Genomic DNA, 23,598 nt, shown 5'->3' with positions numbered 1-23,598 from the left:
CCACACCAGCGGACGTGACAGGAGGTGCGCCATAACGGAGTTGGCCGACGCGGTGGTCTCCTTTCCCTCGGTTGTCTTCACTCCCGTACTCGTCGTGCTCGTCGGATTTTGGCTGCTGGTTCTGCTGAATCCGTCCCAGCGGCCCGGCTTCGGATTCCACCAGCACGCTGACGGGCTGGGCGTGAGACGCATTCCGGTGCTTGCGACGGCATCTATCGTGCTCGCCCTCGCCTGGCTCTTCAGTCTCGCTGGCTCCCTGCTGCTGCGCCGTGCCGATGCGGGCAGGGTCGTGTACGGCGTACTGAGCACGGTTGTTCTTGTCTGTTCCCTGGCGCTGGCCTGGACGGCGACACGGGTTCTGCTCCATGCGTGGCGCCGGAGGCGCCGGCCCGGACGCTTCCCGCCTCACAACGGGAGCAGGCGGGAGTAGGGAAAGGGACTGGTGATCGGATCCGCGGTCAGCGGTCCTTTGCGGGCCAGTCCAGCAGGCGGGCGCCGATGACGGCGGTCTGGAGCATGTAGCGGTGGGCGGGTTCGGCAGGGTTGGCGCCCGTGAGCTTGTGGATGCGCTCCAGTCGGTAGGTCATGGCCCGCACGCTGAGTGAGAGGCGGCGGGCAGCCTCGGCGGCGACGCAGCCGGAGTCGAAGTATGCGGTGAGCGTGTCGAGGAGGGGCTGAGCGCCGCCACGGGCCGTGGTGAGCGGGCCGAGTGTGCTCGACACGAGGTCGGCCATGGCCTGGCGATCCCTTGTCAGGACCGGGTAGACGAGCAGGTCGGCCGTGCGCAGGACGGGGTCGTCGAGTCCGAGGCGCTCGGCCATCTCCAGAGCGCTCAAGGCCTCCTCGTACGACTGGACCACTCCTCCTGGGCCCGGTTGTGAGCGGCCGATGGCTACGCGGCCTCCGTCCGTCGCGGCGTGCGCCTGCTTCGCGAAGTAGGAGAGGATCCCCGTCTCCGGGCCGGCAGCGACGCACACCAGCCGTCCGTCCTTGGTGGTGAGCAGCACATTGCGGTTGCCGAAGCGGGTGGTGAGAGCCTGCTCCACCTGCCTGGGCACCGCGCTGCCCTCGTCGTACCCGGTGGGCCCCTGTGCGACGGCGACTGCGTGGGCGTGGGAGAGGTGCAGCCCGAAGCGTTCGGCGCGCTCAGCCAGGTGGCCCAAGTCGCTGCGGCCGTGGAGAAGGTCGTCGATGAACTCCCGTCGTGCGGCCTCCTCCTGGCGGACGGCCAGCCGCTGGGCGTTTTCGTAGCCTTCGGCGAAGGCATCTATGGCCTGTTGCACGGCCGCGAGCGTACGGTCCGCCGCGCCGGGATCCCGGGGCCAGGCAGTGCGTGTCGCGGAAAGGTGTGCGCTGATCAGAGAGCGAAGCCCATAGCCGGCCTCTGCCGACTGTTCGCCCAAGGTCCGCTGGTAGTCGACCTCCTGGCGCGTCAGGTGCCGGCCCGTCGCCGACACCTCGGCCAGGAGTCGAACGTAGCCGTCCAGATAGCTGTCAGGGATGTCAGCACTAGTCACATCCCCCACCGTAATCTTGATGTTCTGGTGACGGGTTCTTAGCGGCTCACCGGCATCGAGACCCGAGGAAACGCTGCCGGGAGCCAGCAATGCGGGGCCCAGCTTCCCAGGGGCACCCTGATGCGTGGGAGCTTCATGAACGGCTTCGAAGCCGCACGCCGGCACCCCTTGCCGCCGAGGGCCCCGAGTAGGCAACGCGGCGTCCTATGTGTCGCGTCCAGGACAGGAGGCCCGAAATGTGGAAATATGTGGAGTCCGCCACCGGTTTCCCTGTGATCCTCTTCACCGCGGCCCTCGTGATTGTCCTCTGCTTCTGGCTGCTGGCCGCCCTCCGAATCGTGGCCGTGGACAGCTTCGACGGAGATATCGACCTCGAAGCCTGGGGCATGGCCGGAGTCCCGGTGTCGGTCGCATTCTCCCTGTTCACGGTGCTCGCTTGGGGCCTCGGGCTCGGCCTGACGCTGCTGCTCTCCGCCTGGCTGCCCGCGGGAGCAACCGCCGCGGTTCTGCGGGTCGTGGTGTCGGCCACCGCGCTGTTCGCCGCCCGGCGCCTGACATGCTTGGCCGTCCTACCACTCCGCCGTGTCTTCTCCACTGACACCGTCTCCAGGCGTCCTACGGCTCACGACAGGTCCGCCTGAGCCACTCTTCGCCCCACGGCGCACGGCGTCCTGAGGGACGCACGGCACCGATCTCATCGGCGCGCTCGCCGCTGCCTGCCTGTCCGCCGCCCTCTTCACACCCGCCGTCTTGACCATGCCGGACAGCCCCACCCATGCCCACTCGACCGACCTCGCCCGCGAAAAGCGGTGCCCGGTAGCCGCCCGGCACAGCCCGCTTGCACCCCGGGCACCCCTGCCCGACGCCGGTCCGCCGCGACCGGCGTCGCATGGTGACGAACCCGGAGAGCCCGCACATCACGGCCGCCGCCACCGCGCCTGCGCGAGAACCGGCGCCGTGCCAGGGCCTACGCCAACCGGTTCCTGCGCGACGCTGAGTGACCGGGGGCCGCACGAAGGGAAACGGTGCCGCTGGCGCGGCCGGCGGTATCGTGTCCGTTGTGGGTCCCGTTTCCGGTAGCGCGCAGCATGGCGGATCGGGAGTTCGCCGGAAGCGGGACGGGAGCCGGGCGTGCGTGCACGAGACTTGGCAGTGGAGTACGAGACGGTCGGGCTCGACAGCGACGCCTTGGACGCCGCGCGGCTGATGGCCGAGCGTCGTCTGCCCGCGCTGCTGGTGGTCGACGGGCACGGGGTACCGAAGGCCATCCTGCCGGCTTCGCAGATGATCAAGCTTCTCGTTCCCGGGTATGTCATCGAGGATCCGACCCTCGCGGCCATCATCGACGAACGCCATGCGGACCGCCTGTGCGACGCTCTGGCAGGACTCAAGGTGCGCGACTGCCTGTCCAAGAGTGCTCCGCCGCCCGTTGTGGCCGCGCCGGACGACACCGCGCTGGAGATCGCGGCGCAGATGGCGCAGGTCCGCAGCCCGCTGGTGGCCGTGGTGGAGCGGGATGTACCCGACAGGGCAGAGCAGACCGGCACATCCGGTTCACGTCTGCTCGGCGTGATCACCGCCTCCCACCTCCTGGAGCGCCTTCTGGCTGCCACGGCGCGCTGAGCACCACTGTCACAGCGCACCGAGCACCGAGCGGCAGGCGCACCCCCGGCTGTGCCGCCGACGGTGGAATCGCTGCGAACACTGCCCCTTCAATGCCGGAACCCGGCAATCTCCGCGCTTCCGATGTGCCCGCTAAGAACCTATCAAAGCAGCGTCAAGGACATGTAAGTTTCCTTGCGGTGTGCCGGGAAGCCTGGTCGGCGAGCAGAAGACAGCTCTCTCTCCGATCGGGGTTGCGGCATGGTGCTGGTGGCGGTGTTCGGTGTTGCTCTGCTGGTGGCCGTGCTGCTGTCGGGCCTGGCGGCGCGCACGGTACTTTCCACCTCCTTCCTCTTCCTGGTGGGTGGTGCGCTCGTCAGTGACGGTTTCCTCGGCTTGATCCACATCACGCCGGACAGCGAGATCGTGTCGGCGACGGCCGACCTGGCCCTGTTCGCGGTGCTGTTCACCGACGGCATGCACGTTTCCCTGCCGAAACTGCGCGCGAACTGGCGGAACCCGGCGCGGGCCCTCGGCCTCGGCATGCCTCTCGCCTTCGTCTTCATGGCCCTCGTCACCCGCTACCTGGTGGGTCTGGACTGGACGACCTCCTTCCTGGTGGGTGCGGTGCTGGCACCCACCGACCCGGTGTTCGCCTCGGCGATCGTCGGCCGTACCGAAGTGCCGGCCAAGCTCCGCCACCTGCTGAACGTCGAGAGCGGCGTCAACGACGGACTCGCGCTGCCGGTCGTCCTCGTGCTGATCGCCGCCGCCGGACCGACCAGCGGGAGCGCGGAAGCCTCACCGGGAAAGATCGGGTCGGAACTGCTGCTGGGCCTGGTCTTCGGCGTCGTGCTGCCCCTGCTGGTAAGCGGTCTCGTACGGTTCCCGCTGCTGGGCGCGGAGGCCAAGCTCCAACCGCTTCTTCCGCTGGCGACGGGAATCGTCCTGTACGCCCTGTGCCACCTCACCCACGCCAACCCTTACCTGGCCGCCTTCACGGCGGGTGCGACCATCGCGTACGTCATGCCGGAGGCGAGGATCTCCTTCGAGTCGCTGGGCGAGGCGCTGGCGGAGCTGACCAAGTTCGCCGCGCTGCTCGTCTTCGGCGCACTGCTGACCCCCCACCTGTTCGGCAGCCTGCCCCTTGGGGGCTACGGAGCCGTGCTCCTGGCGATCTTCCTGATCCGGCCGGCGTCGCTGCTGCTGTCGCTGCTCGGCACCCGACTCTCGCGCAGGGAGAAGCTGGTCGCCGCGTGGTTCGGCCCGAAGGGCTTCGCCTCTGTGGTGTACGGACTGCTCGTCCTGCAGTCCGGCATCCCACACGCGCAGCAGGCCTTCACGCTGATCGCCGTCTGCATCGCGTTCTCCATCGTCGCCCACAGCTCCACAGACGTGCCCATCGCCCGAGCGTTCCACGTCGACGAACTCGCCGGCATTTCAGAGGGCACGGACGCAAGGCCCGCCGTCGTAGACAGCAGCGAAGGAATCGGAGGACCGTGAACGACTGGCATAGCTGGGCCGCGATCGTCGTATTCGTCGGCGCGTACGTCCTGATCATCAGCGAGAAGATCCACCGCGTCGCCGTCGCCCTCGGCGGTGCGGGGCTCATGCTCGCGATCGGGGCGACCGACGACGTCTCGGCGTTCTACTCCCAGGACTCCGGCATCGACTGGAACGTCATCTTCCTCTTGCTGGGGATGATGGTGATCGTCGGCGTGCTGAAGAAGACAGGCATGTTCGAATACCTGGCCATCTGGGCCGTCAAGCGAGCCCGTGCAAGACCGTCCCGGGTCATGGCCATGCTGGTCGTCATCACCGCCGTCGCCTCTGCCCTGCTCGACAACGTCACCACCGTTCTGCTGATCGCGCCGGTGACCCTGCTGGTCTGCGAGCGCCTCGCGCTTCCCGCCGCTCCGTTCCTGACAGCGGAGGTGTTCGCCTCCAACATCGGGGGCACGGCGACCCTGGTCGGAGACCCGCCCAACATCATCATCGCCAGCCGCGCGGGCCTGACCTTCAACGACTTCCTCGACCACCTCGCCCCGCTCGCGGTGGTACTGGTGATCACCCTGCTCCTGTTGTGCAGGGTGATGTTCCGCACATCCTTCCGATACGACGGCGACCGCGCCGCCGAGATCATGGCGCTGGAGGAGCGCGAAGCGATCAAGGACCCCCGCCTACTCGTACAGGGCCTCATCGTCCTGACCCTGGTGGTGGCCGGCTTCGTCCTGCATCCAGTGCTGCACTACGAACCCAGCATCGTCGCGCTCCTGGGCGCCGGCCTGCTCATCGCCGTCTCCGCCGTCGAGACGAACGATGTGCTGGCCGAGGTCGAATGGCCCACGCTCGCCTTCTTCGCCGGACTGTTCGTCATGATCGGCGGCCTCATCGACACCGGCGTCGTCGGCAAGATCTCGCACTACCTCGCGGACGTGATCGGCGGCAACGAACTCGGCGGCTCCCTGACCCTGCTCGGCGGCTCCGCCGTGCTGTCCGGCATCGTCGACAACATTCCCTACGTCGCCACCATGGCCCCCATCACCAGCGACCTGGTCCACAACATGGGCGGCTCCGGCGACCACGTCCTGTGGTGGGCCCTCGCCCTCGGCGCCGACCTCGGCGGCAACGCCACCGCCATCGGCGCCTCCGCCAATGTCGTCGTCCTCGGCATCGCCGAACGCAACCGCCAGCCGATCTCGTTCTGGGAGTTCACCAAGTACGGCCTCATCGTCACCGCCGCGACCGTAGTCATCTCGCTGGCCTACGTATGGCTGCGCTACTTCGCGCTCACGTGACACTCCGCGTCCGGAGCCCGCGGATCTCCCGCGGCATCAGCCGCTGACCAACTGGCACCTGCCGCCGAACCCGCAGGCCGGCCCGTGTCACGTTGCGCAATCCACAGGGGTGGCGGCAGCCCGCGTCTGGGGTGAGCCGGTACCGGCTCGACAGCGGAGGTTGGGACACATCCGATCGAGGGAACCCTGCGAGGGACAGAGAGGTACCCTTGCGTAATGCAATAGTTTATATTGCATAATGCAAGAGTGTCCTTCATCAGTGCTGACCCTTCGGCTCCCAGGCCCCTTGTCCGTCGCGGCCTACCCTGGGTGGGTGCGTTCCTGCGCGGTGCCACCGGGGGCCTGCCCTTGCTGGCCGTGGTCGTGGGGGCCGGGGCGGGAGCGGGCGCCATCGTCTTCCGGTGGCTGATCCAGACCTTCACCCGCCTGCTGTCGGGCCACGCCGACTACGCGGCGGCCGGCCATGCGGTGAACCCCCATGTGCCATGGTTGGGCCGCTGGTTCGTCCTGGTGGCGCCCGTGCTCGCGGGGCTGGTGTACGGCCCGCTGGTGTACCGGTTCGCGCGAGAGGCACGGGGCCACGGGGTACCGGAGGTCATGTTCGCGGTGGCCCGGCGCGGTGGGCACATCGCAGGACGGGTGGCCGTGGTGAAGTCGCTGGCCTCCGCCCTGTGTATAGGCGGGGGCGGCTCGGTGGGCCGTGAGGGGCCGATCGTGCAGATCGGCTCGGCCCTGGGCTCGACGGTCGGCAGGCTGCTCAGGGTGGCGGAGGACCGGATGCGGATCCTCGTGGCCTGCGGCGCCGCTGCCGGCATCGCGGCTACCTTCAACGCGCCGCTGGCCGGGGTCTTCTTCGCGATGGAGCTGATCCTGCGGGACTTCGCCGCGGAATCCTTCGGCATGGTGGTCCTCGCGTCGGTGACCTCGTCCGTGATCGGCAGAGCCGCGTTCGGCAACACCCCGTTCCTGGCCCTGCCCTCCTTCACGGTCCACCACCTGACGGAGTACCTGCTCTTCGCCCTGCTCGGGGTCCTCGCGGGCGCGGTCGGCGTGGTGTTCACACGGATCCTGTACCTGGTCGAGGACGGCTGCGACGCCGCGTGGCGGGGCCCGGAGTGGGCGAGGCCGGCGGTGGGCGGACTGCTGCTGGGCGGCTTGCTGCTGCTGCTTCCCCAGATGTACGGCGTCGGTTATCCGGTACTGGAGGACGCGGTGGGCGGTGCCTACGCCACCGGACTGCTGCTGGTCCTGCTGGTGGGCAAGATCGCGGCGACCAGTCTGACCATCGGCATCGGGGGTTCGGGCGGTGTCTTCGCCCCGTCGCTCTTCATGGGGGCCATGCTCGGCGCGGGGTACGGCAACGTCCTCCACCAGGTGCTGCCCGGCACGGCAGGCCCGGTTGGAGCCTACGGCCTGATCGGCATGGGGGCGGTCTTCGCCGGCGCCGCACGTGCACCCATCACGGCTGTGATCATCATGTTCGAGCTCACCGGCGAGTACTCGATCATCCTGCCGCTGATGGCCGCCATCGCCCTGGCCACGGGCGTGAGCAAGCTGCTCTCCCGGGACACGATCTACACCCTCAAACTCAGCCGACGGGGCGTCGACCTCGGCGAGGGCCCACCACGCTCGCCGTTCGCGGGGGCCACCGTGCAAACGGTCATGGAGCCCGTCCCCGACCCACTCGTCGGCACCATGCCGCTGGCCACCGCAGCGGACGCGCTGGTGCGCGCGCCGCACGGGGTCCTGCCCGTCCTCGACGCGTCCGGTGCCTATCTGGGCACGGTCACCGCGCGCTCGGCTGCAGAGACCCTCGCTGACACGGCCGACGCGATGCTCACCGTCAGCGATGTCGTCCACCTGCCCCGGCCCATCACGACGGAGACCGACCTCGACGAGGCGCTCTCGGCCCTGATGGCCGCCGAAGGCGCGGGACTGCCCGTCGTGGACGAGGACCGGAGCCGGCTCGTCGGCTGGGTCACCCACCAGTCCGTGCTGCACGCTCTGCACCGCACGAACACGGAGAGGCCCATCAGGCCGGCATCCGCCACGGGCCACCACCCCTGACCTGATGCGGTCCCGTACCCGGCCGGCTCTCGCCCCCTGCACACAGATCGGTTGAGTAGTGTGCGGCATTCACGGCGCGCCGACACCGGTCGCGGACATCGCCTACGCGCCGAAGGAAGTGCAGGGGCCGTCATAAAGGGGAGGCGGGTGTTGTTGGTGGAAAGAACGACCTGGCTGTCCAGGGCACCGGCTCGACGGGAACCGCACACCCCGGCCCCGGACGCTCGGGAGCGACGGGCGACAGGAGCCGCGGTGCTGGCCCTGCGACTGCTCCCGCCGGGCATGATGGCGCTCGTCGCGGCCGTCGACCTCGCCACCGGCCCCGGAACGGGTTTCCTCCCCCTCATCTCTCTCGGACCCGCTTTCGCCGGACTCGCCGGAGGATGGCGGCGTACCGCTGTCCTCGGTGCCGTGGCGCTCGCCCTGTGCTGTGTGCTCGGGTACTACGACGGGCTGCTGCAGTCCCGGCGCGGTTTCACGGCCATCGGCTCGGTCGCGGGGGTCACCGTGGCGGGGACGCTCGCGGGAGTCGCGCGCCGCCGGCACGAGGCCGAGCTGGCGAGTGTCCGCAGTGTCGCCGAGGCCGCCCAACGAGTTCTGCTGAGACCTGTGCCTGCCGCCGCCGGCCACCTACGGGCCTCGGTCACCTACACCTCCGCGACCGCCGAGGCACGGGTCGGCGGCGATCTCTACGAGGTCGTGATCACGCCCCACGGCGTGCGCGTCATCGTCGGAGACGTCCAGGGCAAGGGGCTGGAAGCCGTCGGAAGGGCCGCCGTCGCGCTCGGCGCGTTCCGCGAGGCGGCCCACGACGAGAAGGACATCGTCACGGTCGGCCAGCGGGTGGAACGCGCCATGGCCAGGGAACCGCACGACGAGAAGTTCGTGACCGCCGTGATCGCCGAACTGTCCCCCGCAGGCGGGGCCCTCTTCCTCAACTACGGGCATCCGGCTCCCATGGTGGTGAGGGCCGACGGCAGTGTGGAGTTTCCCGAACCCGTCCGCTTCGCTCTCCCCCTCGGCCTCGCGGCCCACGGGGCCGAGGGGCCCGCGCCGTTCACGGTGCGCTTCGGGCCCGGCGACCAGATCCTGCTCTACACGGACGGGGTGACCGAGGCCCGCGACAGGCACGGCGCCTTCTACCCGCTCGGGGCCCGCGCGGGGCTCCTGGATGACGCCGACCCGTCCGCCGCCCTCGCCCGGCTCAAGGCAGACCTGCAACGCCACATCGCGGGTCCGTTCCGCGACGACGCCGCCATGCTGCTGCTGCGCCACGAGCCGGACGGCAGCAAACGGGACGAGGGATTTACCGGTTCCTGACCGGTGCGGGTAAAAAGGAGTCATGACTGAGCGCGAGCAGGCGCCTGAGCCTGTGGACGACGTCGACGCCGTGACGCAGGCGGTGCTCACCGCATCCCGGCTCCTGGTGGCAGTCTCGGCACGGTCGCTGGCGACCGCCGAGGACCGGGTCACCCTGCCGCAATTCCGGCTGCTCGTGGTGCTGTCGACGCACGGGCCGGCGAAACTGGTCGCCTTGGCCGACCGACTGGGTGTGAACCCCTCCACCGCCATGCGCATGATGGACCGGCTGATCGCCTCGGGCCTGGCCGACCGGCAGGTCAACCCCGCCAACCGCCGCGAGACGGTACTGCGCGTCACCGATGACGGCGCCCGGCTGGTCGACGAGGTCACGGCCCGGCGCCGCGCCGAGATCGCCGCCGTCGTCGCGCGGATGCTCCCCGAGCAGCGCACCGCGATGGTCGAGGCACTCACCGCCTTCAACCAGGCCGGCGGCGAGCCCAAGGTGACCGAGACCGAGAGAGTCCTCTATCCCCTGGGCTGGACCGACGGCCAGGCCCAGGAAACGCGTAGCTAATAAACGCCCTTCGCACCCCCACGGGGTCATTGGGAGGTGTTCAAGCTGAAGTTGCTGGACACGGGGCTGGTGTGCGTGGGCATCGGGATGCTCGTGCAAGTCGTCGCCAGGTGGCTTTGGTGTCGGTCATCAGGCGACTTGGTGGTTCGTGAGGACTCGCAAGGCCCTGACCAGTGCGGTCGCCCAGGCGGGGGCGGTGCGCACCTTGCCGACGACGCGCCAGTTCCTGAGGTGGGCAAAGCCGTGCTCGCCGGACGCCCGGACGGCCGCCAGTGCCGTACTGGACGGCCTCCGGCCTCGCCTCAGGGGCCGGCAGCGGGCGGCCTTGTCATCGCAGATGTGACGCACCGGAATCGGACCAGGCCGGCGATACAGCAGCCGTGACGCACGGGATCCCTTGCCGCTCCTGCCAAGATCCTTAACAGCAGCCCTGGCCCGAAAACGCCAGCGGGGCTCCCCGCCGACAAGAACGGGAAGCCCCACCTGCCTGCCTGCGCCGGTCAACCGGCCATGGCCGCCACGACCAACGCAACAGCAGCACCGCACAGCAGCACCACGAGCGGCCATGCCAGCCGGCCGCGCCCGGTACGCCTGCGCCACAGCACCAGCCACAGCGCACACGCCGCCACGAACACGACCGTCACACCGCTCAGCTCGCCCTCCCGCCACGCCACCCGCACGGCGCCAGGGTCAGCACCCCATACAAGGAGCGCAACGAGGACGCCCACGGTCAGCGCACACACCGCTTCCAGCACCCTGCTCATACGGTGCCCTTCTTCTCCCGCGTGTCCGTCAGGTCAGTGCGCGGGCGGCACGGACGGCCTGACCTCGACGGTCTCCGTCCTGCGGCCTTCTGCATCCGTGCTCGTGGACCGCTTCTCCCCGGCCCGGGGACCCGCCACGGGCGCCTGCGGCGCACCGGACTGCACGAACTGGACCTGCGTCTTGACCATGAAGGTCTTGCCGTTTGCATCCCCCCGCGCACTCCCGCGTTCTCACGGCGTGTCGACCTGCTGACGGATCATAGGCGGGGCCGGTCATGGGCGCAGCCGAACCCGGCATCCCGCCAGAGCCGGACCCGCCCGAGGATCTACGCCATGGTCATCGGCCGCAGACCGGCACGAGCATCCGACTCGCCATCACACCCCACCTGTGAACTGCGACTTCACGATGCACCCCGCTCATTGTGCAGGCGCCGCGACCAACCGGACGAAGGGGATCAGCTCACCAGCCTGGCGGAACGACTCCACCGAGCCGTCCACCTCGAAGCCCATGAACGCGCACAGCCGACCGGCGACGCGCGGGTGCAGCGGTGCGTACCGGGCCATGATCGCGCCACCGTCCTCCGCGGCGAGGAAGTGCGCCGTCACGGCAACGTACCGGTTGCCGACCTGGATCGTGGTCTGCGGCTCACGCCTCAGGTTCTGGTACCAGTCCGCTTTCGGCCCGAATCCCGAGGCCAGCGTCCACGACGCAGGGCCGTTCTGATCGAAGGCGACGACTTCGAGAACCACCGTACGGTCCAGCCCCGAGATGCGGCCGGTGTGGTGCAGCAGGAGGAACCGCTTACCGAGGAGCGGCCCCAGACCCACCCGGTACAAGTGGACCGGCAAGCGCGCCAGACGCCGGCGCCAACCGGTCGGACGCGAGGGCCGCCAACCCTCTGGGTGTACGTGCGCCATCCTCGCCCTCTCCCTCCCGGATGCCCCACAGACCCACACCCGCACGAGTTCGACATCTTTCGCGGAGTCCGTCAGCCTGCCTACTGAATCGAACCTTTGCACAGAACAAACTTCGATGGAAGGCCAGGTGCAGCCGAGGGGGGCGCACGCCCGACCGCCGGAGAAGCCCGGCGCGCAGGACGCACCTGCGGCTCAGCCGTGCGTCACCCGGGCTTGGAGATGGACCAGGCCCACCACTGCGAACTCCAACACGATCGGCAGCGTCCCCGCCCGCGTCACCCCATGGCTGTGCACGAGGCGTATCCGCGGCCCACGGCCGGTACCGAAGCTGGTACGGCCTCCCGGCAGGAACGCGATGCCGGCGGTCGACAGAGCCCCGTTCCCACTGCCGCTCCCCCCGCTCAGGGTGCCCCTGCCACCTCCCGGTGTGCCCACCATGTCCAGGTGTTCCGCGACGCTGCCGGAATTCTCGACCGTCATGGACAGGCTGCCCGAGCCCGAACGGTCCAGATGCGCCACGGCACGGCCGACCCGCACGTCGACGCCGTTCGCCGCGACGTGCACCCCGCCGCGCGGCCCGGATCCAGCGCCGGAGGGCTCGGGCACGGAGGTGCTCGTCGGGTGCCCGCAGCCCGCCAGCAGGGCGGTCAGCGCGACCACGCCCGTCACGGTCCTGCAGGCACGGCCGCCCCGCGAGGTGCGGTGGGAGAAGCTGTCTGCACTCATCTTTGCATCATGCAACATTACGGTCTGCGCTCGGCAGGCGGGGCACCCACCACGGGTCTGTACGCAGTGCACGACCTGGAGCACCGCCGCCTGGACCGGCGCCCTCACATGGCTTCTTTGATGCCCTTGCGGATGAGCCACGTGTTGACGGGCCAGGCGGTGAAGAATCCGGCGATCATGCCGATCTGCATCAGGAACCAGTAGACCGGGCTGTCGGGACGGAGGTGGTGCGGCGCGGGGAAGAACACGAAGAACATCAGCGCCATCCAGCCGAAGAGCCCGACCTCAAAGGCCGTCAGCGACAGCACATCGGCCTTGCCCGCCTCGATCAGCCCCCTGCGCACGCCCAGCCCGCGCATCGGAGCGATGGCGAAGTACTGGAAGAGAACACCGAGGACCAGGGCGAGGACGTAGTCGCCGATGTACTCGGCGGGCAGCGCCAGGCCGGCGACAGAGGCGCCCAGGCCGAAGACGGTGAATTCGGCGATGACGTCCCCCAAGGTGCAACCCGCGCCACAGTGCGAGACACCGATCGCTGTGGTGGCGTACCCAGGCTTCTCGGGTGGAGCATCGTCCCCGCCTTGTCGACGGTCGGGACTCGGTCGACCCCAGGCACGGTAGGCGGCGAGAGCGACGGGACCGAAGTAGAGGGCCGTGATCGGCCACACCGCTTCCATCACGGCCATCTGCTGGCGGTGCCCGCGGACGTACATGTCGAACATGATCCAGCCCGCGCAGACGAAGGCGATGCCGAGGAATGTCCAGGCCAGAGCGGTCAACCAACTGGGCGGCATCGCGCGATCGAGCTCCTCCCGCCTCCGGCCCACCGGCAGAGCCACGGGCGGCGTGATGGGGCGGTCTCCTCCCAGTTACCCGCTCCACCTCGCGGATAACAGCCCCTGCCCAGACGGGCTCACCTCGGCCTCCTCCGCGCCTGACCCGCGAACGCGGCCCGGTCACCGATGATGTCCGTACGTCCATCCACCGACACCAGGAGGCTCCCGGATGTGCCCTGCTCAGCGCGAGCGTTCCGTCTTCCTGGGCCTGCTGCCGTGGCCCGAGCGGGTGCAGGTGGCCCGGGCCCTGCGCACGGAGACGGTCGGCGGGCTGGCGCTGCTCGTGGCCGCGACGGTGGCGCTGGTGTGGGCGAACACCCCATGGAGCGTCGGGTATGAGCACGTCAGCGACTTCCACTTCGGCGTCCCCCAGCTCGGCCTCGATCTGTCGGTGAAGCACTGGACGGCCGACGGTCTGCTGACGATCTTCTTCCTGGTCGCCGGGATCGAACTCAAACGTGAGCTGGTGCTCGGCGAGTTGCGCACCCCGGCAGCGGCGGTCCTGCCGGTGGTCGCCGCCGTCTGCGGCATGGCGGTACCCGCCGGGCTCTACCTGACCACGATCGCACTCGGTGGTGGCAGCACGACGGGATGGGCGGTGCCGATCGCCACCGACATCGCCTTCGCGCTCGCCGTCCTCGCCGTGCTCTCCACCCACCTCCCCTCGGCACTCCGGGCATTCCTGCTGACCCTTGCCGTGGTCGATGACCTCGGCGCGATCCTGGTGATCGCCATCTTCTTCACCGCGGACCTCAACCCCCTCGCACTCATCGGGGCGCTGGCCGGACTGATCGTCTTCTACCTGCTCCAGCGGCACCGGATCCGCGGCTGGTGGTGGTACGTGCCACTGGGTGTGGCCATCTGGGCTCTGACATACAACGGCGGAGTGCACGCCACGGTAGCCGGGGTGGCGATGGGCCTCATTCTGCGCACCACGCGTGACGCTGGTGAGGAGGCGTCGTCCGCAGAGCGGACCGAGCACCTGTTGCGGCCGGTCTCCGCTGGTGTGGCCGTCCCACTGTTCGCCCTGTTCGCCGCGGGAGTGAGCATCTCTGCCGCAGTGCTGGCAGAGGTCTTCACACGGCCGGAGCCACTGGGGGTCATGCTGGGGCTCGTCGTCGGCAAGACAGCGGGAATCTTCGCGGGCACCTACCTGGCGGCCCGGTTCACCCGGGCCCGGCTCAACCCGGAACTGGCCTGGGCAGACGTCCTCGCCCTGGCGGTACTGGCCGGAGTCGGCTTCACCGTCTCCCTGCTGATCGGCGAGCTCGCCTTCCCCGACCCGACCGAGGCAGAACACATCAAGGCCGCCGTTCTGCTCGGCTCGCTCATCGCCGTGGGGGTGGCCGCACTCCTGCTCAAGCGCCGTGACGCCATCTACCGCCGCCTGTGGGAGGAGGAGCAAGACGAGGGCACCGACCGCTACCAGCCAGACAGCCGAGGCGGTATCGCGGGCGACAAGTGATGACGATCGTCCTGCGCCGCCGAATGGGGTGGAACAGGTTAGGCGACGTGCACCCAGACGGCCTTGGACGGGGTGCCCTGCTTGTCCGTGGCGAAGACCATGTACCAGCCGGACGGCACCAGGGAGCGGTCCTCGGGAACCGTCACGGTCAGCCGACCATCGCCGTGCTGCACACGCAGCGCGATGGACCGCTGGTCGAAGTCGGTGACATGGGTGGCGGACCCGGGCCGCATCAGCCGCACCGTGGCCACGTCCCCTGCGTCCGGACTGCGCAGGACGAGCCGACCGCCGCGCCGCACCTTCGCCGTGCCGTCGAGAGCCAGCCGGGGCCGGTGGCCGTGGTACAGGTACGGCGGTGAGTAGACCTCCACGCGCTGCTCGAACCGGCCGAGCCGGGTGTTGGCCTTGTCCGAGTAGAGCGGGTCGGAGCCGAACACCGCCACACGCCCGTCCGGCAGTAGCAGCGCCTCCGTGTGGTAGTCGCGGCCCACGGTCGGCGCCGCCGCGGTGGTGAAGCGGTTGCGCACCGGGTCGTAGAACTGCGCCCCGAGGATGTTGCTGGCGCCCCGCCCCCGGTAGTCCCGGCTGCCGCCCGTGGTGAAGAGCGTGTCGTCCGGCATGATCACGCTGTTCAGGTAGCGGGTCTTCACCGGCAGCGAGGGCCCGTCCCGGAAGGCGGGGGTGCTCGACCTGAGGTCGATGATCGCCGTGCGCGCCGTCGCCTTCGACGACTCGCCGACGCCGCCGCCGCCGAGCACCATCACCCGCCGGTCCTGGGCGGGCGGCAGCAGCACGGAGGACGACGTCTCCATGATGTCCGGGTGGCTGAGGCCCTTCACCGGTGTGAACGCGTTGTCGGCCAGGTTCCACAGGCCGGGCCTGCGGCCCACGTCCGCGGGCCCGTATCCGGCGTTGGAGCCCGTGTAGAAGATCGTGTCACGGCCCGTCAGGAAGAAGGACGGGTACGTGGGGAAGAACCTGGTCGGCGCGGCCGACCAGGTCTTGGTCCACGGGTCGTAGATCTCGTTCTTGCCGGGCACCACCTGGCCGATGTCGTCCAGGCCGGAGACGGCCAGGACGCGGCCGTCGCTGAGCGTGGTCAGCGTCGGGTACCAGCGGGCCTCGCGCATCGGGGCGACCCGCTCGTACTTCTCGGTGACCGGGTCGAACTCGTAGGCATCCCTGATGCCCTGGAAGTCCTTCTTGTCGAGGCCGATCTTGTTCGCGATGCCGTAGACGTTGCGGGCGTCCTCGGCTTTCAGGCCGCCGATCGAGTACTGCTCGGTGGTGTTGGTGATGCCCCGGGGGCCGTCCTCGGTGGCCTCCACATAGACGCGGGACTCGCTGGCGCTGACGGTCACCGCACCGGCTCGCCCGCTGACGGCCTTGGTCGCGGGCGGCACCCGGATAGCGGTCTGCGTGCGGTACGCCACCCCAGAGGGCGACCGGAAGACAGTGCCCTTCGGCAGCACCCGTGCTCTGTCCGGATCCTCGTTCTTGACCAGCATCGCGCCCCCGGCCCGCTTCACGTCACCCTTCAATGTCTCGTACCGCCCCGTGCCGCCGGCGAACAGGATCTTGCCGTCCGAGAGCTGGACGTGCCCCGCGCAGAACATGTCGTCCGGCGTGTCGATCTTCCGGAAGCTGTTCTTCACCGGATCCCACAGGGTGCTGCGGAAGCTACCGCCCTTGAAGTGCTTGATGTCGTTGCCGGACCCCGCCACCAGCAGCACCTTCCCGGTGTGCAGCAGCACCGCGTGGATCGAGTTGAGCTGGTACGTCTTCGGCATCGACGCCAGCGCCCAGTGGCCGCGCGCCGCCTTGTACGCGGGCCGGTTGATCGCGTACTGGTGGTACTCCTCCTCCGCGAAGCCGATCACCGCGGGTGCGTTCAGCCCGAGCAGCACCAGCACCACACCGGTGCCCAGCCACGTCTTGCGAGCCTTGAGACGGGACGGGCGCGGTGTCATCGGCTGCCTCCGGTAGCGAACGGGCCTGACTACCGACGACTACCGCACCGACCGAACGGCTGGGCGCAGACACTCTGGGCGCCCCGGCGGCAATGGCCCGAAACGGGCAACAGGCTCCGGCCTGATGACCCGCTGTCCCAGGCGGGCGACCCCGGTGGCCGGTCGCCCTGCTCGACGACAGCATCCACGACGCCGCCGACGCCCTGACCGCGGTTCTGCTGAGGTGGTGTTCCTCCTCGGCCGGACGGCGGCGAACCGACGTTACGCCACCGGTACGGCCGAGCCGAGGACCTCGCCGGAGTCATGATCGGCTCACCATCGCGGCCTCGTCCGCGCTCCTGTCTACGAGCGTCGAGCGCCTGCTCAGTCCGCGCGGTATCGGCCATCCGTCGACGGTCGCGTGCACCGCCGTGGTCGTCTTCGCCGCCAATGAATGGGTGGCCCGCAGCATCCGCATCGGTCGCGCGATCGGCTCGGCCGCACTGGTCGCCGGCGGCTGCACGCACGCACCGATGGTCTCACCTCGCTGGCCGTCCTCCTCGACGACGGCGTGGACCGAACTCGGCTGGCGTCCGGCCGATCCGGTCATCGGCCTGCTCATCACAGCGATGATCCTCTCGATGCTGCACGACCCCGCCCGCGAGGTCCTCCGCCGGGTATGGACGCGGTGGCCCCGCATCTCGTCCGATCGGCCGAGGCCGCGCTGAAGGCGGCGGACGGGGTGCGGGGGGGGGCAGGTCCGCATGCGCTGGATCGGCCATGCGCTGCGCGCCGAAGCGGGCATCGTCGTCGACCCACACCTAACCGTGGCCCGGGCCCACTCCCCGGCCGTCGGCTGCTGCTGACGGGCTGCGGAGGCGATTCGCCCGGCGACGGCCGCCCGGCTGTCGTGACCTCGCCGTCCGCGTCGGCGCCGGCCGGCCCGGTCGCGTTCGACACCCCGTTCGCCAAGCCCCGGCTGGTCCTTACCGACCAGGACGGCAAGCCCTACGACCTGGTCCGGCGGACAGCCGGGCGGCCCCTGCTGCTCTACTTCGGCTACACCCACTGCCCCGACGTCTGTCCCACCACGATGGCCGACCTCGCGGGCGCGCTCCAGCGGCTCCGGCACGGCACCGCCCGGCCCCAGGTCGTCTTCGTCAGCACCGACCCGGACCGCGACACCCCGGCCGCGCTGAAGAAGTGGCTGGCCTCCTTCGACCCCCGCTTCATCGGACTCACCGGCGACTTCACCGCCGTGCAGAAGGCCGCCAGGAGCGTCGGCATCGGCGTGCCCCCTCCCGAGCGGCACGCCGACGGCACCGTCACCGTCAGCCACGGCGCCGAGGTCCTCGCCTTCTCCCCCGGAGACGACAAGGCGCACGCCATGTTCCCCTCCGGCACGTCCATGCGGACGTACACCGCCGATCTCCCCCGCATCCTCCGAGGAGCCTCGTCATGAGCCGCCGTACCGCAACGACCGCGACCGTCGCCGCCCTGGCCCTCGCGGGAGCCGCCGCGCTCAGCGGCTGCTCGGGCACGTGATGATGGCCGGCTCGCCTCTCGTCGGCTTCTTCAGGCACCCGCCCGCGGGCTGGCACGTATCCGTCCTCGGCGACCAGAACGCCGCCGGCGGCATCGCCTGGGCGTTCAGCGAGGTCCCCACCCTCCTGGTCCTGCTGGCGCTGGTGGTCCAGTGGGCCCGTGCCGACCGGCGCACCGCCACCCGCCACGACAGGCGGGGCCGCCGCGACGACGACGCCGAACTGGCCGCCTACAACGCCTACCTCGCCCGCCTCGCCGCCGCCGACCGCGCCACGAGCCGGTGAGAAGGACCGGACGGCCCCCCGTTCCGCAGCCCGGCGGCGCGCACCGCCTCCGGTGCGGACGCGGGGGCGGTGCCCGCCGGCCGGGGCGCCGGCCGCTTACGTGGCCTGATCTTCAGGCCGCATCCGCGCGGCGCCGCCCGAGGGGACGGGTTCGTCACCGTGCAGCAACCCGTGACGCAGCACCAGCCGGCGCCGTACGAAGGACCACGTCCTCGGCATGTGTGATCAGCAGCAGTACCGTCCCGTACGGTCGCCCTCCCGTCCCACATGGGTGAGGACCGGCGGGCGGTCACGGCGTCGAGGGCTAAGGTCACCTCGTCACAGACGAGCAGGGCCGGCCGGGCCGCCAGCGCGCGGGCCAGCGAGGCGCGTTGCAGTTGACCTCCGGAGAGTGCGCCCGGGCGCCTGCTGAGGTCGCCGGGGTCCAGGCCGAGGCTCCGGGCCAGGGCGGCGGCCTCGGCGAGCGCCTCTTCGTGCGGGCGGCCCCGCAGGTGGTGGGCGGTGTCCGCGATCTTGGCCAGCACGTCGCGGAACTCGTCGAAGGTGGCCCGGCGAGCCGGCCGTCACGTTCTGCTGGGTCCTTCTCGCCGTCGTCGGACCCGGAGCCGTCGCACTCGACGGGATCCTGCCCCGGCGATCGGCCCGGCGGACCTCAGAACGTCGCGAGCTGGCCACCGCCCGGGACTGACCTGGACCAGCCAGCGGATCCCCCGGTTCCCGCCCCCCCCCGCCGGGCGGGAACCGGGGCCCCCTTGACCACCCCGCGCACACCCGATGGTCCGACCGGCTCCCCGTCACACCCTTCAGAGGGTTCTGAGAGGTTGCCGTGCCAGGCTGACCGCGCTGCCACGGCGGCCATCAGGCCGCCGACCCCCCATGCGCACCGCACAGCGCACATCCCCTGGAGACACTTTCCCATGACCGTATTCAACGGCCTGCCTGCCCATGTCCTGTTCGTGCACGTCGTGATCGTGCTGGTGCCACTGAGTGCGCTCGCGCTCGTGGTGTGCGCCCTCTGGCCCCAGGGGGCCCGACGGCTCGGTGTGGTGCTTCCCGTGCTGGCTCTCGTAACGTTGTTGAGCGTGCCCGTCACGACGCACGCCGGGGAGTGGCTGGAGGCTCATGTCGCCAGCAACCCCCTGATACGCAGGCACACCCAGCTCGGTGACGGACTGCTGCCCTGGGCAGGTGGCCTGTTCCTGCTCGCAGTCGCCGTCTGGTGGACGGCGGGCCGCCGGTCCGACGGTGGGGAGCAGTCCTCCGGTGCTGCGGCCTGGGCGGCCTCGGTGCCGGTGCGGGTGGTCGCGGTGGTCCTCTCGATCGTGATCGCGACCGGGTCGGTGGTTGAGGTCTACCGCATCGGCGACTCGGGGGCGAAGGCCGCCTGGCACGGCAGCTTCTCCAAGACCGCGCTGCGCCACGGAGGCGACGACTGACCACACACCGGTGCCCCGGACACGGCTCACCCCACCGGCGGTGTCCTGTTCGGGCCCGGCAGGCTGATCCGGAATTCGGTGGCCCCCGGCCCGCTCTTGAGCGCGACGCCACCGCCGTGCACCGCGACCACCGCCCGCACGATGGCCAGCCCGAGGCCGCTGCCTCCGCCGGCCGCACGGGAGCGGCTGTGGTCGGCCCGGGCGAAACGCTCGAACACCTCGTCCAGGAACTCCACCGGCACGCCCGGGCCGTCGTCCGACACCGTCAGCTCCGCGCCCCCGCCGGGCCCGGTAGTCAGCCGGACGACGACCTCAGTGCCGGGCGGGGTGTGGACGCGGGCGTTGGCGAGCAGGTTGCCGATCACCTGGTGCAGCCGGTTGGTGTCCCCCGTGACGGTGACCGGTTCCTCAGGCAGGTCCAGCACCCAGTGGTGGCCGGGGGCCGCCGCCCGGGCGTCGTCACCGGCGTCCAGTACCAGCCGGGTGAGGTCCACGCTCCGGTGTTCCAGGGGCCGGCCCGCGTCCAGCCGGGCCAGCAGCAACAGGTCGTCGACGAGCGTGCTCATCCGCTCGGACTCGGCCTGGATCCGCTCCAACGCGCGCGCCACCCCCGCGGGGACGGGGCCGGGGTGGCGCAGCGCCAGCTCGGCGTGGCCGCGGACGGTGGCCACCGGGGTACGGAGCTCGTGGCTTGCGTCCGCGGCGAAGTGCCGCAGCCGCTCCTCACTGGCGTGCCTGCGGGCCAGCGCGTCGCCGACATGGCCGAGCATGCGGTTGAGCGCGGCGCCGACCTGGCCCACCTCGGTGCGCGGATCGGTGTCCGGTACGGGCGCCGGCATGGCCACCTCACCGCTGGCGAGCGGCAGCTCGGCCACGCTCGCGGCGGTCGCGCTCACCCTGCGCAGGGGGCGCAGCGACAGCCGCACCCACAGGGCGCCGGCCACGCCGCTGACGGCAAGTGCCGAGCCGAACACCACGGCCTCCACCATCTCAAGACGGTGCACGGTCTCGGCCACCGGCCGCAGCGGAAGCCCCGTGATCAGGACGTCACCGTCGTCACCCCGCACAGCGACGACCCGGTAGTCGCCGAGCGCGGAGAGTGTGATGCTGCTGCCGCGCCCGGTCAACGGCACATCCGCCAGCAACTGCCGATCGCCCCTGGTCAGCGGCACGGACCGGTCGTACTGGTCGTCGACCACCGCGGCCCGGGTGGGCCGGCCGGGCAGCAGCCGGGCGCCGAACGTGTGGTCGGCCTGGCCCCGGGTATCGGGTGCGTTGTCGGCGTCCGGGCTCTCACCGCGTTCGAGGCTGGAGGCGAAACGCCCTTCGGTGGCCGTCAGCTGCTGGTCCATGCGGTGCTCAAGAAAGCTCCGCAAGGCGAGGACCGTCGTCAGCCCCACCGCCAGGCTCGCCACAGCGAGCAGCACCACGAGCCCCGTGGTGAGCCTCGCGCGCAGGGTGCGAGGCAGCCGGTGCCGCGGTATCACGGCCCTCACCGGGGCTCCGGCTTGAGCACGTACCCCACACCGCGCATGGTGTGGATCATCGGGACGCGCCCCGCGTCTATCTTCTTCCGCAGATAGCTGACGTACAGCTCGACGACATGAGCGCGGCCACCGAAGTCGTAGGACCACACCGCGTCCAGGATCTGCGCTTTGGACAGCACCCGACGGGGATTGCGCATCAGGAACCTGAGAAGTTCGAACTCGGTCCTGGAGAGCTCCACCGCCTCGCCGCCCCGGGTGACCTCCCGGGCATCCTCGTGCATCACGAGATCACCGACCACGATCCGCGTCCCGTCCTCGGACGGTCGTGCCATCCCCGCCCTGCGCAGCAGGCCGCGCAGCCGCGCCAGCACCTCCTGGAGGCTGAACGGCTTGGTCACGTAGTCGTCGGCCCCCGCGGTGATTCCGGCGATGCGGTCCTCGACGGCGTCGCGTGCCGTGAGAAAGAGCACACAGACCTCCGCCAGCTCGGCACGCAGCCCACGCAACACCTCAAGACCGTCGGCGTCCGGCAGCATCCAGTCGAGCACCACCGCGTCCGGGCGGAACTCCCGTGCGAGGGACAGTGCCGTCGTGGCGTCGCCCGCGGTGCGGGCCTGGAAGCCCTCGTAGCGGAGGGCTCCGGACAGCACCTCCGCCAGGTCGGGCTCGTCCTCCACCACGAGAACCCGGACCGGGGGGACGGCACCGGCGGGGGCGTCGTCGGGCCGGTGCTGCGGGCGGCCCGTGCTGTGCGTGTCCATGATGCGTCCAGCATGCCTCGCCGCCGACGGCTCCGGTCGCTCCCTTCCTCTGAGTTCCCTCTGAGTCTGCCGGTCCCCTCGGCTCTCAGAGGATCCTCAGAGGGAGGTTTGTCACGCTGTGCGGGACCTCCACAGAAAGGAAGGTCTCGTGACGATGACGACGGCGGGGCCCGTCACACCCCACGAGCAGCGGCCCGGCGGGCGCCTGCCGGGCCTCGTCCCGGCGCTGGTCCGGCTGCTGATCGCGGTGGGCACGGCGGCGGTCCTGGCGCTGTGGTGGCGGCACACCGGATCAGTGACCGGAGCCGGCGACTGGATCACCGGCGCCGGCCAAATCACCGGGCTGCTGGCCGGATACGCCTGTGCCGTGCTCCTCCTGCTCATGGCGCGCGTGCCGCTGCTCGACCACGCGATCGGCACCGACCGGCTGGCACGCTGGCACGCCATGGGCGGCCGCTACACCGTCTGCCTGGCCTCGGCCCACGTGCTGCTCATCGTGTGGGGGTACGCGCTGACGTCCGGTACGGACGTCGTGAGCCAGGCCACCACGCTGATCCTGGACTACCCCGACCTCCTGAAGGGCGCGGCGGGGTTCCTGCTCCTGCTCGCGACCGGATGGCTGTCCGCCCGTGCCGTGCGCCGCCGGGTCTCCTACGAGACCTGGCACCACCTCCACCTGGCGACCTATCTGGCTGTCTTCCTCGCCTTCTGGCACCAGTTGTCGGACGGCGCCGACTTCGTGTCCGACCCTCCGGCGCGGTTCGCCTGGTACGGCCTGTACGGCGCGGTGGCCGCGGCGCTCGCCTGGTACCGCTTCGTCGTACCGGTGCGCCAGGCGCTGCGCCACCGGCTGCGGGTCGCCGAGGTGCGTCCCGAGGCGCCGGGCGTCGTGTCGGTCTACGTGACCGGTCGCCGGCTGGAGGCGCTGCGGGCCCGGCCGGGCCAGTTCTTCCGCTGGCGGTTCCTGACCCACGGGATGTGGTGGGCCGCCAACCCGTACTCGCTGTCCGCCCCCGCCCACCCCACCCACCTGCGGATCACGGTGAAAGCTGCCGGTGCGCACAGCGCGGCCGCGGCACGGCTGGCACCCGGCACCAGAGTGCTGGCCGAGGGGCCGTACGGAGCCTTCACCGCACGCCGTCGGCGCGACCGGAACGTCCTGCTGCTGGCCGGCGGGGTGGGCATCACACCACTGCGTGCGCTCTTCGAGACACTCCCGGGCGAGGTCACACTCATCTACCGGGCTCGACGGCCCGAGGACCTGGCCCTGCGGGGCGAGCTCGACGCGGTGGCGGCGGCACGGCATGCGACGGTGCACTACGCCGTCGACGAGCCCGGCGGCCCTGCGCTGCCCATGACGGCCCGGTCGCTGCGCCGGCTGGTCCCGGACATCGCCGAGCGCGAGGTGTACCTGTGTGGCCCACCCGGCATGACGCACGCCGCTCATCAGGCGCTCCGCGGCGCCGGAGTGCCGCGGCGGCGCGTCCACCACGAGTCCTTCGCACTGTGACGCCGCATCCCCGGACCGGCCCCACGAAAGGTGACACCAGCCCCCATGACGCAGACG

At 70.5% G+C, this 23,598-nt stretch carries 21 protein-coding genes and 2 pseudogenes; 13 read left to right on the top strand and 10 right to left on the bottom strand.

Going from position 1 to position 23,598, the window contains the following annotated elements; translation table 11 throughout:
- Positions 1-458: 458 nt before the first annotated feature.
- Positions 459-1,517 carry a CdaR family transcriptional regulator gene (locus Sm713_RS19835; protein WP_212910920.1) on the bottom strand — a complete coding sequence of 353 codons (1,059 nt, stop codon included), beginning with the start codon at positions 1,515-1,517 and terminating at the stop codon, positions 459-461.
- 236 nt (positions 1,518-1,753) lie between these two features.
- On the opposite strand from Sm713_RS19835, the gene Sm713_RS19830 reads away from it, so the two are divergent.
- From Sm713_RS19830 to Sm713_RS19800, 7 genes are all read left to right on the top strand, one after another.
- Entirely contained in the window at positions 1,754-2,158 is a 405-nt protein-coding gene (locus tag Sm713_RS19830) for a hypothetical protein (protein ID WP_212910919.1), read from the top strand.
- A gap of 490 nt (positions 2,159-2,648) precedes the next feature.
- Positions 2,649-3,140 (top strand): CBS domain-containing protein, encoded by a 492-nt coding sequence (locus tag Sm713_RS19825; protein ID WP_212910918.1) that lies wholly within the window; start codon positions 2,649-2,651, stop codon positions 3,138-3,140.
- Between the two features lie 240 nt (positions 3,141-3,380).
- Positions 3,381-4,622, top strand: coding sequence for a sodium:proton antiporter (locus tag Sm713_RS19820; protein ID WP_212910917.1), 1,242 nt, complete (start codon positions 3,381-3,383; stop codon positions 4,620-4,622).
- Positions 4,619-5,917 carry an SLC13 family permease gene (locus Sm713_RS19815; protein ID WP_212910916.1) on the top strand — a complete coding sequence of 433 codons (1,299 nt, stop codon included), beginning with the start codon at positions 4,619-4,621 and terminating at the stop codon, positions 5,915-5,917. Before Sm713_RS19820 ends, Sm713_RS19815 begins: the two co-directional genes overlap by 4 nt.
- 309 nt (positions 5,918-6,226) lie before the next feature.
- A complete protein-coding gene (locus tag Sm713_RS19810) occupies positions 6,227-7,984 on the top strand; it encodes a chloride channel protein (RefSeq protein ID WP_249416402.1) in 1,758 nt (585 codons plus the stop codon).
- 282 nt (positions 7,985-8,266) lie between these two features.
- Positions 8,267-9,304 (top strand): PP2C family protein-serine/threonine phosphatase, encoded by a 1,038-nt coding sequence (locus Sm713_RS19805; protein ID WP_212912134.1) that lies wholly within the window; start codon positions 8,267-8,269, stop codon positions 9,302-9,304.
- 22 nt (positions 9,305-9,326) lie between these two features.
- Positions 9,327-9,860 (top strand): MarR family winged helix-turn-helix transcriptional regulator, encoded by a 534-nt coding sequence (locus Sm713_RS19800; protein ID WP_212910915.1) that lies wholly within the window; start codon positions 9,327-9,329, stop codon positions 9,858-9,860.
- Between the two features lie 500 nt (positions 9,861-10,360).
- Here Sm713_RS19800 and Sm713_RS19795 read toward each other — a convergent pair whose 3' ends face one another.
- The 5 genes from Sm713_RS19795 to Sm713_RS19775 all read right to left on the bottom strand — a co-directional run bounded on the left by Sm713_RS19795 (position 10,361) and on the right by Sm713_RS19775 (position 13,107).
- Positions 10,361-10,624, bottom strand: coding sequence for a hypothetical protein (locus Sm713_RS19795; RefSeq protein ID WP_212910914.1), 264 nt, complete (start codon positions 10,622-10,624; stop codon positions 10,361-10,363).
- 33 nt (positions 10,625-10,657) lie between these two features.
- The gene (locus tag Sm713_RS19790; RefSeq protein ID WP_212910913.1) at positions 10,658-10,813 is read right to left on the bottom strand and encodes a hypothetical protein; all 156 of its coding nucleotides are present in this window, start codon (positions 10,811-10,813) and stop codon (positions 10,658-10,660) included.
- A 228-nt stretch (positions 10,814-11,041) separates the two neighbouring features.
- Complete coding sequence (locus Sm713_RS19785; protein WP_212910912.1) at positions 11,042-11,542, bottom strand: nitroreductase family deazaflavin-dependent oxidoreductase; 501 nt, start codon at positions 11,540-11,542, stop codon at positions 11,042-11,044.
- 192 nt (positions 11,543-11,734) lie between these two features.
- A complete protein-coding gene (locus Sm713_RS19780; RefSeq protein ID WP_249416401.1) occupies positions 11,735-12,268 on the bottom strand; it encodes a hypothetical protein in 534 nt (177 codons plus the stop codon).
- Between the two features lie 104 nt (positions 12,269-12,372).
- Positions 12,373-13,107 (bottom strand): DUF4396 domain-containing protein, encoded by a 735-nt coding sequence (locus Sm713_RS19775; protein WP_249416400.1) that lies wholly within the window; start codon positions 13,105-13,107, stop codon positions 12,373-12,375.
- Positions 13,108-13,273: 166 nt separating this feature from the next.
- Between Sm713_RS19775 and nhaA the strand changes: the two genes are divergently transcribed.
- Entirely contained in the window at positions 13,274-14,569 is a 1,296-nt protein-coding gene (gene nhaA / locus Sm713_RS19770; protein WP_212910911.1) for a Na+/H+ antiporter NhaA, read from the top strand.
- Between the two features lie 38 nt (positions 14,570-14,607).
- On the opposite strand, the gene Sm713_RS19765 is transcribed toward nhaA, so the two are convergent.
- Positions 14,608-16,539: a galactose oxidase early set domain-containing protein gene (locus Sm713_RS19765; protein ID WP_212910910.1), complete on the bottom strand. Its 1,932-nt coding sequence runs from the start codon at positions 16,537-16,539 to the stop codon at positions 14,608-14,610.
- 161 nt (positions 16,540-16,700) lie between these two features.
- Between Sm713_RS19765 and Sm713_RS40510 the strand changes: the two are divergent.
- From Sm713_RS40510 to Sm713_RS19750, 3 genes and pseudogenes are all read left to right on the top strand, one after another.
- Positions 16,701-17,372, top strand: a pseudogene (locus Sm713_RS40510) (cation diffusion facilitator family transporter); the annotation flags it as partial.
- Between the two features lie 56 nt (positions 17,373-17,428).
- Positions 17,429-17,980: an SCO family protein gene (locus Sm713_RS19755; protein WP_249416399.1), complete on the top strand. Its 552-nt coding sequence runs from the start codon at positions 17,429-17,431 to the stop codon at positions 17,978-17,980.
- A gap of 79 nt (positions 17,981-18,059) precedes the next feature.
- Positions 18,060-18,347: pseudogene (locus tag Sm713_RS19750) on the top strand (cytochrome c oxidase assembly protein); the annotation flags it as partial.
- Here Sm713_RS19750 and Sm713_RS41195 read toward each other — a convergent pair.
- Complete coding sequence (locus Sm713_RS41195; RefSeq protein WP_212910908.1) at positions 18,302-18,871, bottom strand: ATP-binding cassette domain-containing protein; 570 nt, start codon at positions 18,869-18,871, stop codon at positions 18,302-18,304. The pseudogene Sm713_RS19750 and the gene Sm713_RS41195 sit on opposite strands and share 46 nt — an antisense overlap.
- Positions 18,872-19,264: 393 nt before the next feature.
- On the opposite strand from Sm713_RS41195, the gene Sm713_RS19740 reads away from it, so the two are divergent.
- Positions 19,265-19,783 carry a DUF2231 domain-containing protein gene (locus Sm713_RS19740; protein ID WP_212910907.1) on the top strand — a complete coding sequence of 173 codons (519 nt, stop codon included), beginning with the start codon at positions 19,265-19,267 and terminating at the stop codon, positions 19,781-19,783.
- A gap of 26 nt (positions 19,784-19,809) precedes the next feature.
- On the opposite strand, the gene Sm713_RS19735 is transcribed toward Sm713_RS19740, so the two are convergent.
- Together Sm713_RS19735 and Sm713_RS19730 are read right to left on the bottom strand one after the other, a co-directional pair.
- The gene (locus Sm713_RS19735; RefSeq protein WP_374196009.1) at positions 19,810-21,279 is read right to left on the bottom strand and encodes a sensor histidine kinase; all 1,470 of its coding nucleotides are present in this window, start codon (positions 21,277-21,279) and stop codon (positions 19,810-19,812) included.
- On the bottom strand, positions 21,276-22,031 hold the full coding sequence (locus Sm713_RS19730; protein WP_212910906.1) for a response regulator transcription factor: 756 nt from the start codon (positions 22,029-22,031) through the stop codon (positions 21,276-21,278). Before Sm713_RS19730 ends, Sm713_RS19735 begins: the two co-directional genes overlap by 4 nt.
- A gap of 154 nt (positions 22,032-22,185) precedes the next feature.
- Between Sm713_RS19730 and Sm713_RS19725 the strand changes: the two genes are divergently transcribed.
- On the top strand, positions 22,186-23,541 hold the full coding sequence (locus Sm713_RS19725; protein ID WP_212912128.1) for a ferric reductase-like transmembrane domain-containing protein: 1,356 nt from the start codon (positions 22,186-22,188) through the stop codon (positions 23,539-23,541).
- Positions 23,542-23,598: the final 57 nt, after the last annotated feature.

Source organism: Streptomyces sp. TS71-3 (assembly GCF_018327685.1).
In the GTDB taxonomy this organism is placed as follows: domain Bacteria; phylum Actinomycetota; class Actinomycetes; order Streptomycetales; family Streptomycetaceae; genus Streptomyces.
Note: the sequence above shows the minus strand (reverse complement) of the source record. Positions and strands in the feature narration are given on the sequence as shown.

Coding starts and splice junctions, on each gene's coding strand:
- Sm713_RS19830 (WP_212910919.1), top strand. CDS start 1,754: ATGTGGAAATATGTGGAGTCCGCCACCGGTTTCCCTGTGATCCTCTTC.
- Sm713_RS19820 (WP_212910917.1), top strand. CDS start 3,381: ATGGTGCTGGTGGCGGTGTTCGGTGTTGCTCTGCTGGTGGCCGTGCTG.
- Sm713_RS19805 (WP_212912134.1), top strand. CDS start 8,267: ATGATGGCGCTCGTCGCGGCCGTCGACCTCGCCACCGGCCCCGGAACG.
- Sm713_RS19800 (WP_212910915.1), top strand. CDS start 9,327: ATGACTGAGCGCGAGCAGGCGCCTGAGCCTGTGGACGACGTCGACGCC.
- Sm713_RS19795 (WP_212910914.1), bottom strand. CDS start 10,624: ATGAGCAGGGTGCTGGAAGCGGTGTGTGCGCTGACCGTGGGCGTCCTC.
- Sm713_RS19790 (WP_212910913.1), bottom strand. CDS start 10,813: ATGGTCAAGACGCAGGTCCAGTTCGTGCAGTCCGGTGCGCCGCAGGCG.
- Sm713_RS19785 (WP_212910912.1), bottom strand. CDS start 11,542: ATGGCGCACGTACACCCAGAGGGTTGGCGGCCCTCGCGTCCGACCGGT.
- Sm713_RS19780 (WP_249416401.1), bottom strand. CDS start 12,268: ATGAGTGCAGACAGCTTCTCCCACCGCACCTCGCGGGGCGGCCGTGCC.
- nhaA (WP_212910911.1), top strand. CDS start 13,274: ATGTGCCCTGCTCAGCGCGAGCGTTCCGTCTTCCTGGGCCTGCTGCCG.
- Sm713_RS19765 (WP_212910910.1), bottom strand. CDS start 16,539: ATGACACCGCGCCCGTCCCGTCTCAAGGCTCGCAAGACGTGGCTGGGC.
- Sm713_RS19740 (WP_212910907.1), top strand. CDS start 19,265: ATGACCGTATTCAACGGCCTGCCTGCCCATGTCCTGTTCGTGCACGTC.
- Sm713_RS19730 (WP_212910906.1), bottom strand. CDS start 22,031: ATGGACACGCACAGCACGGGCCGCCCGCAGCACCGGCCCGACGACGCC.
- Sm713_RS19725 (WP_212912128.1), top strand. CDS start 22,186: ATGACGACGGCGGGGCCCGTCACACCCCACGAGCAGCGGCCCGGCGGG.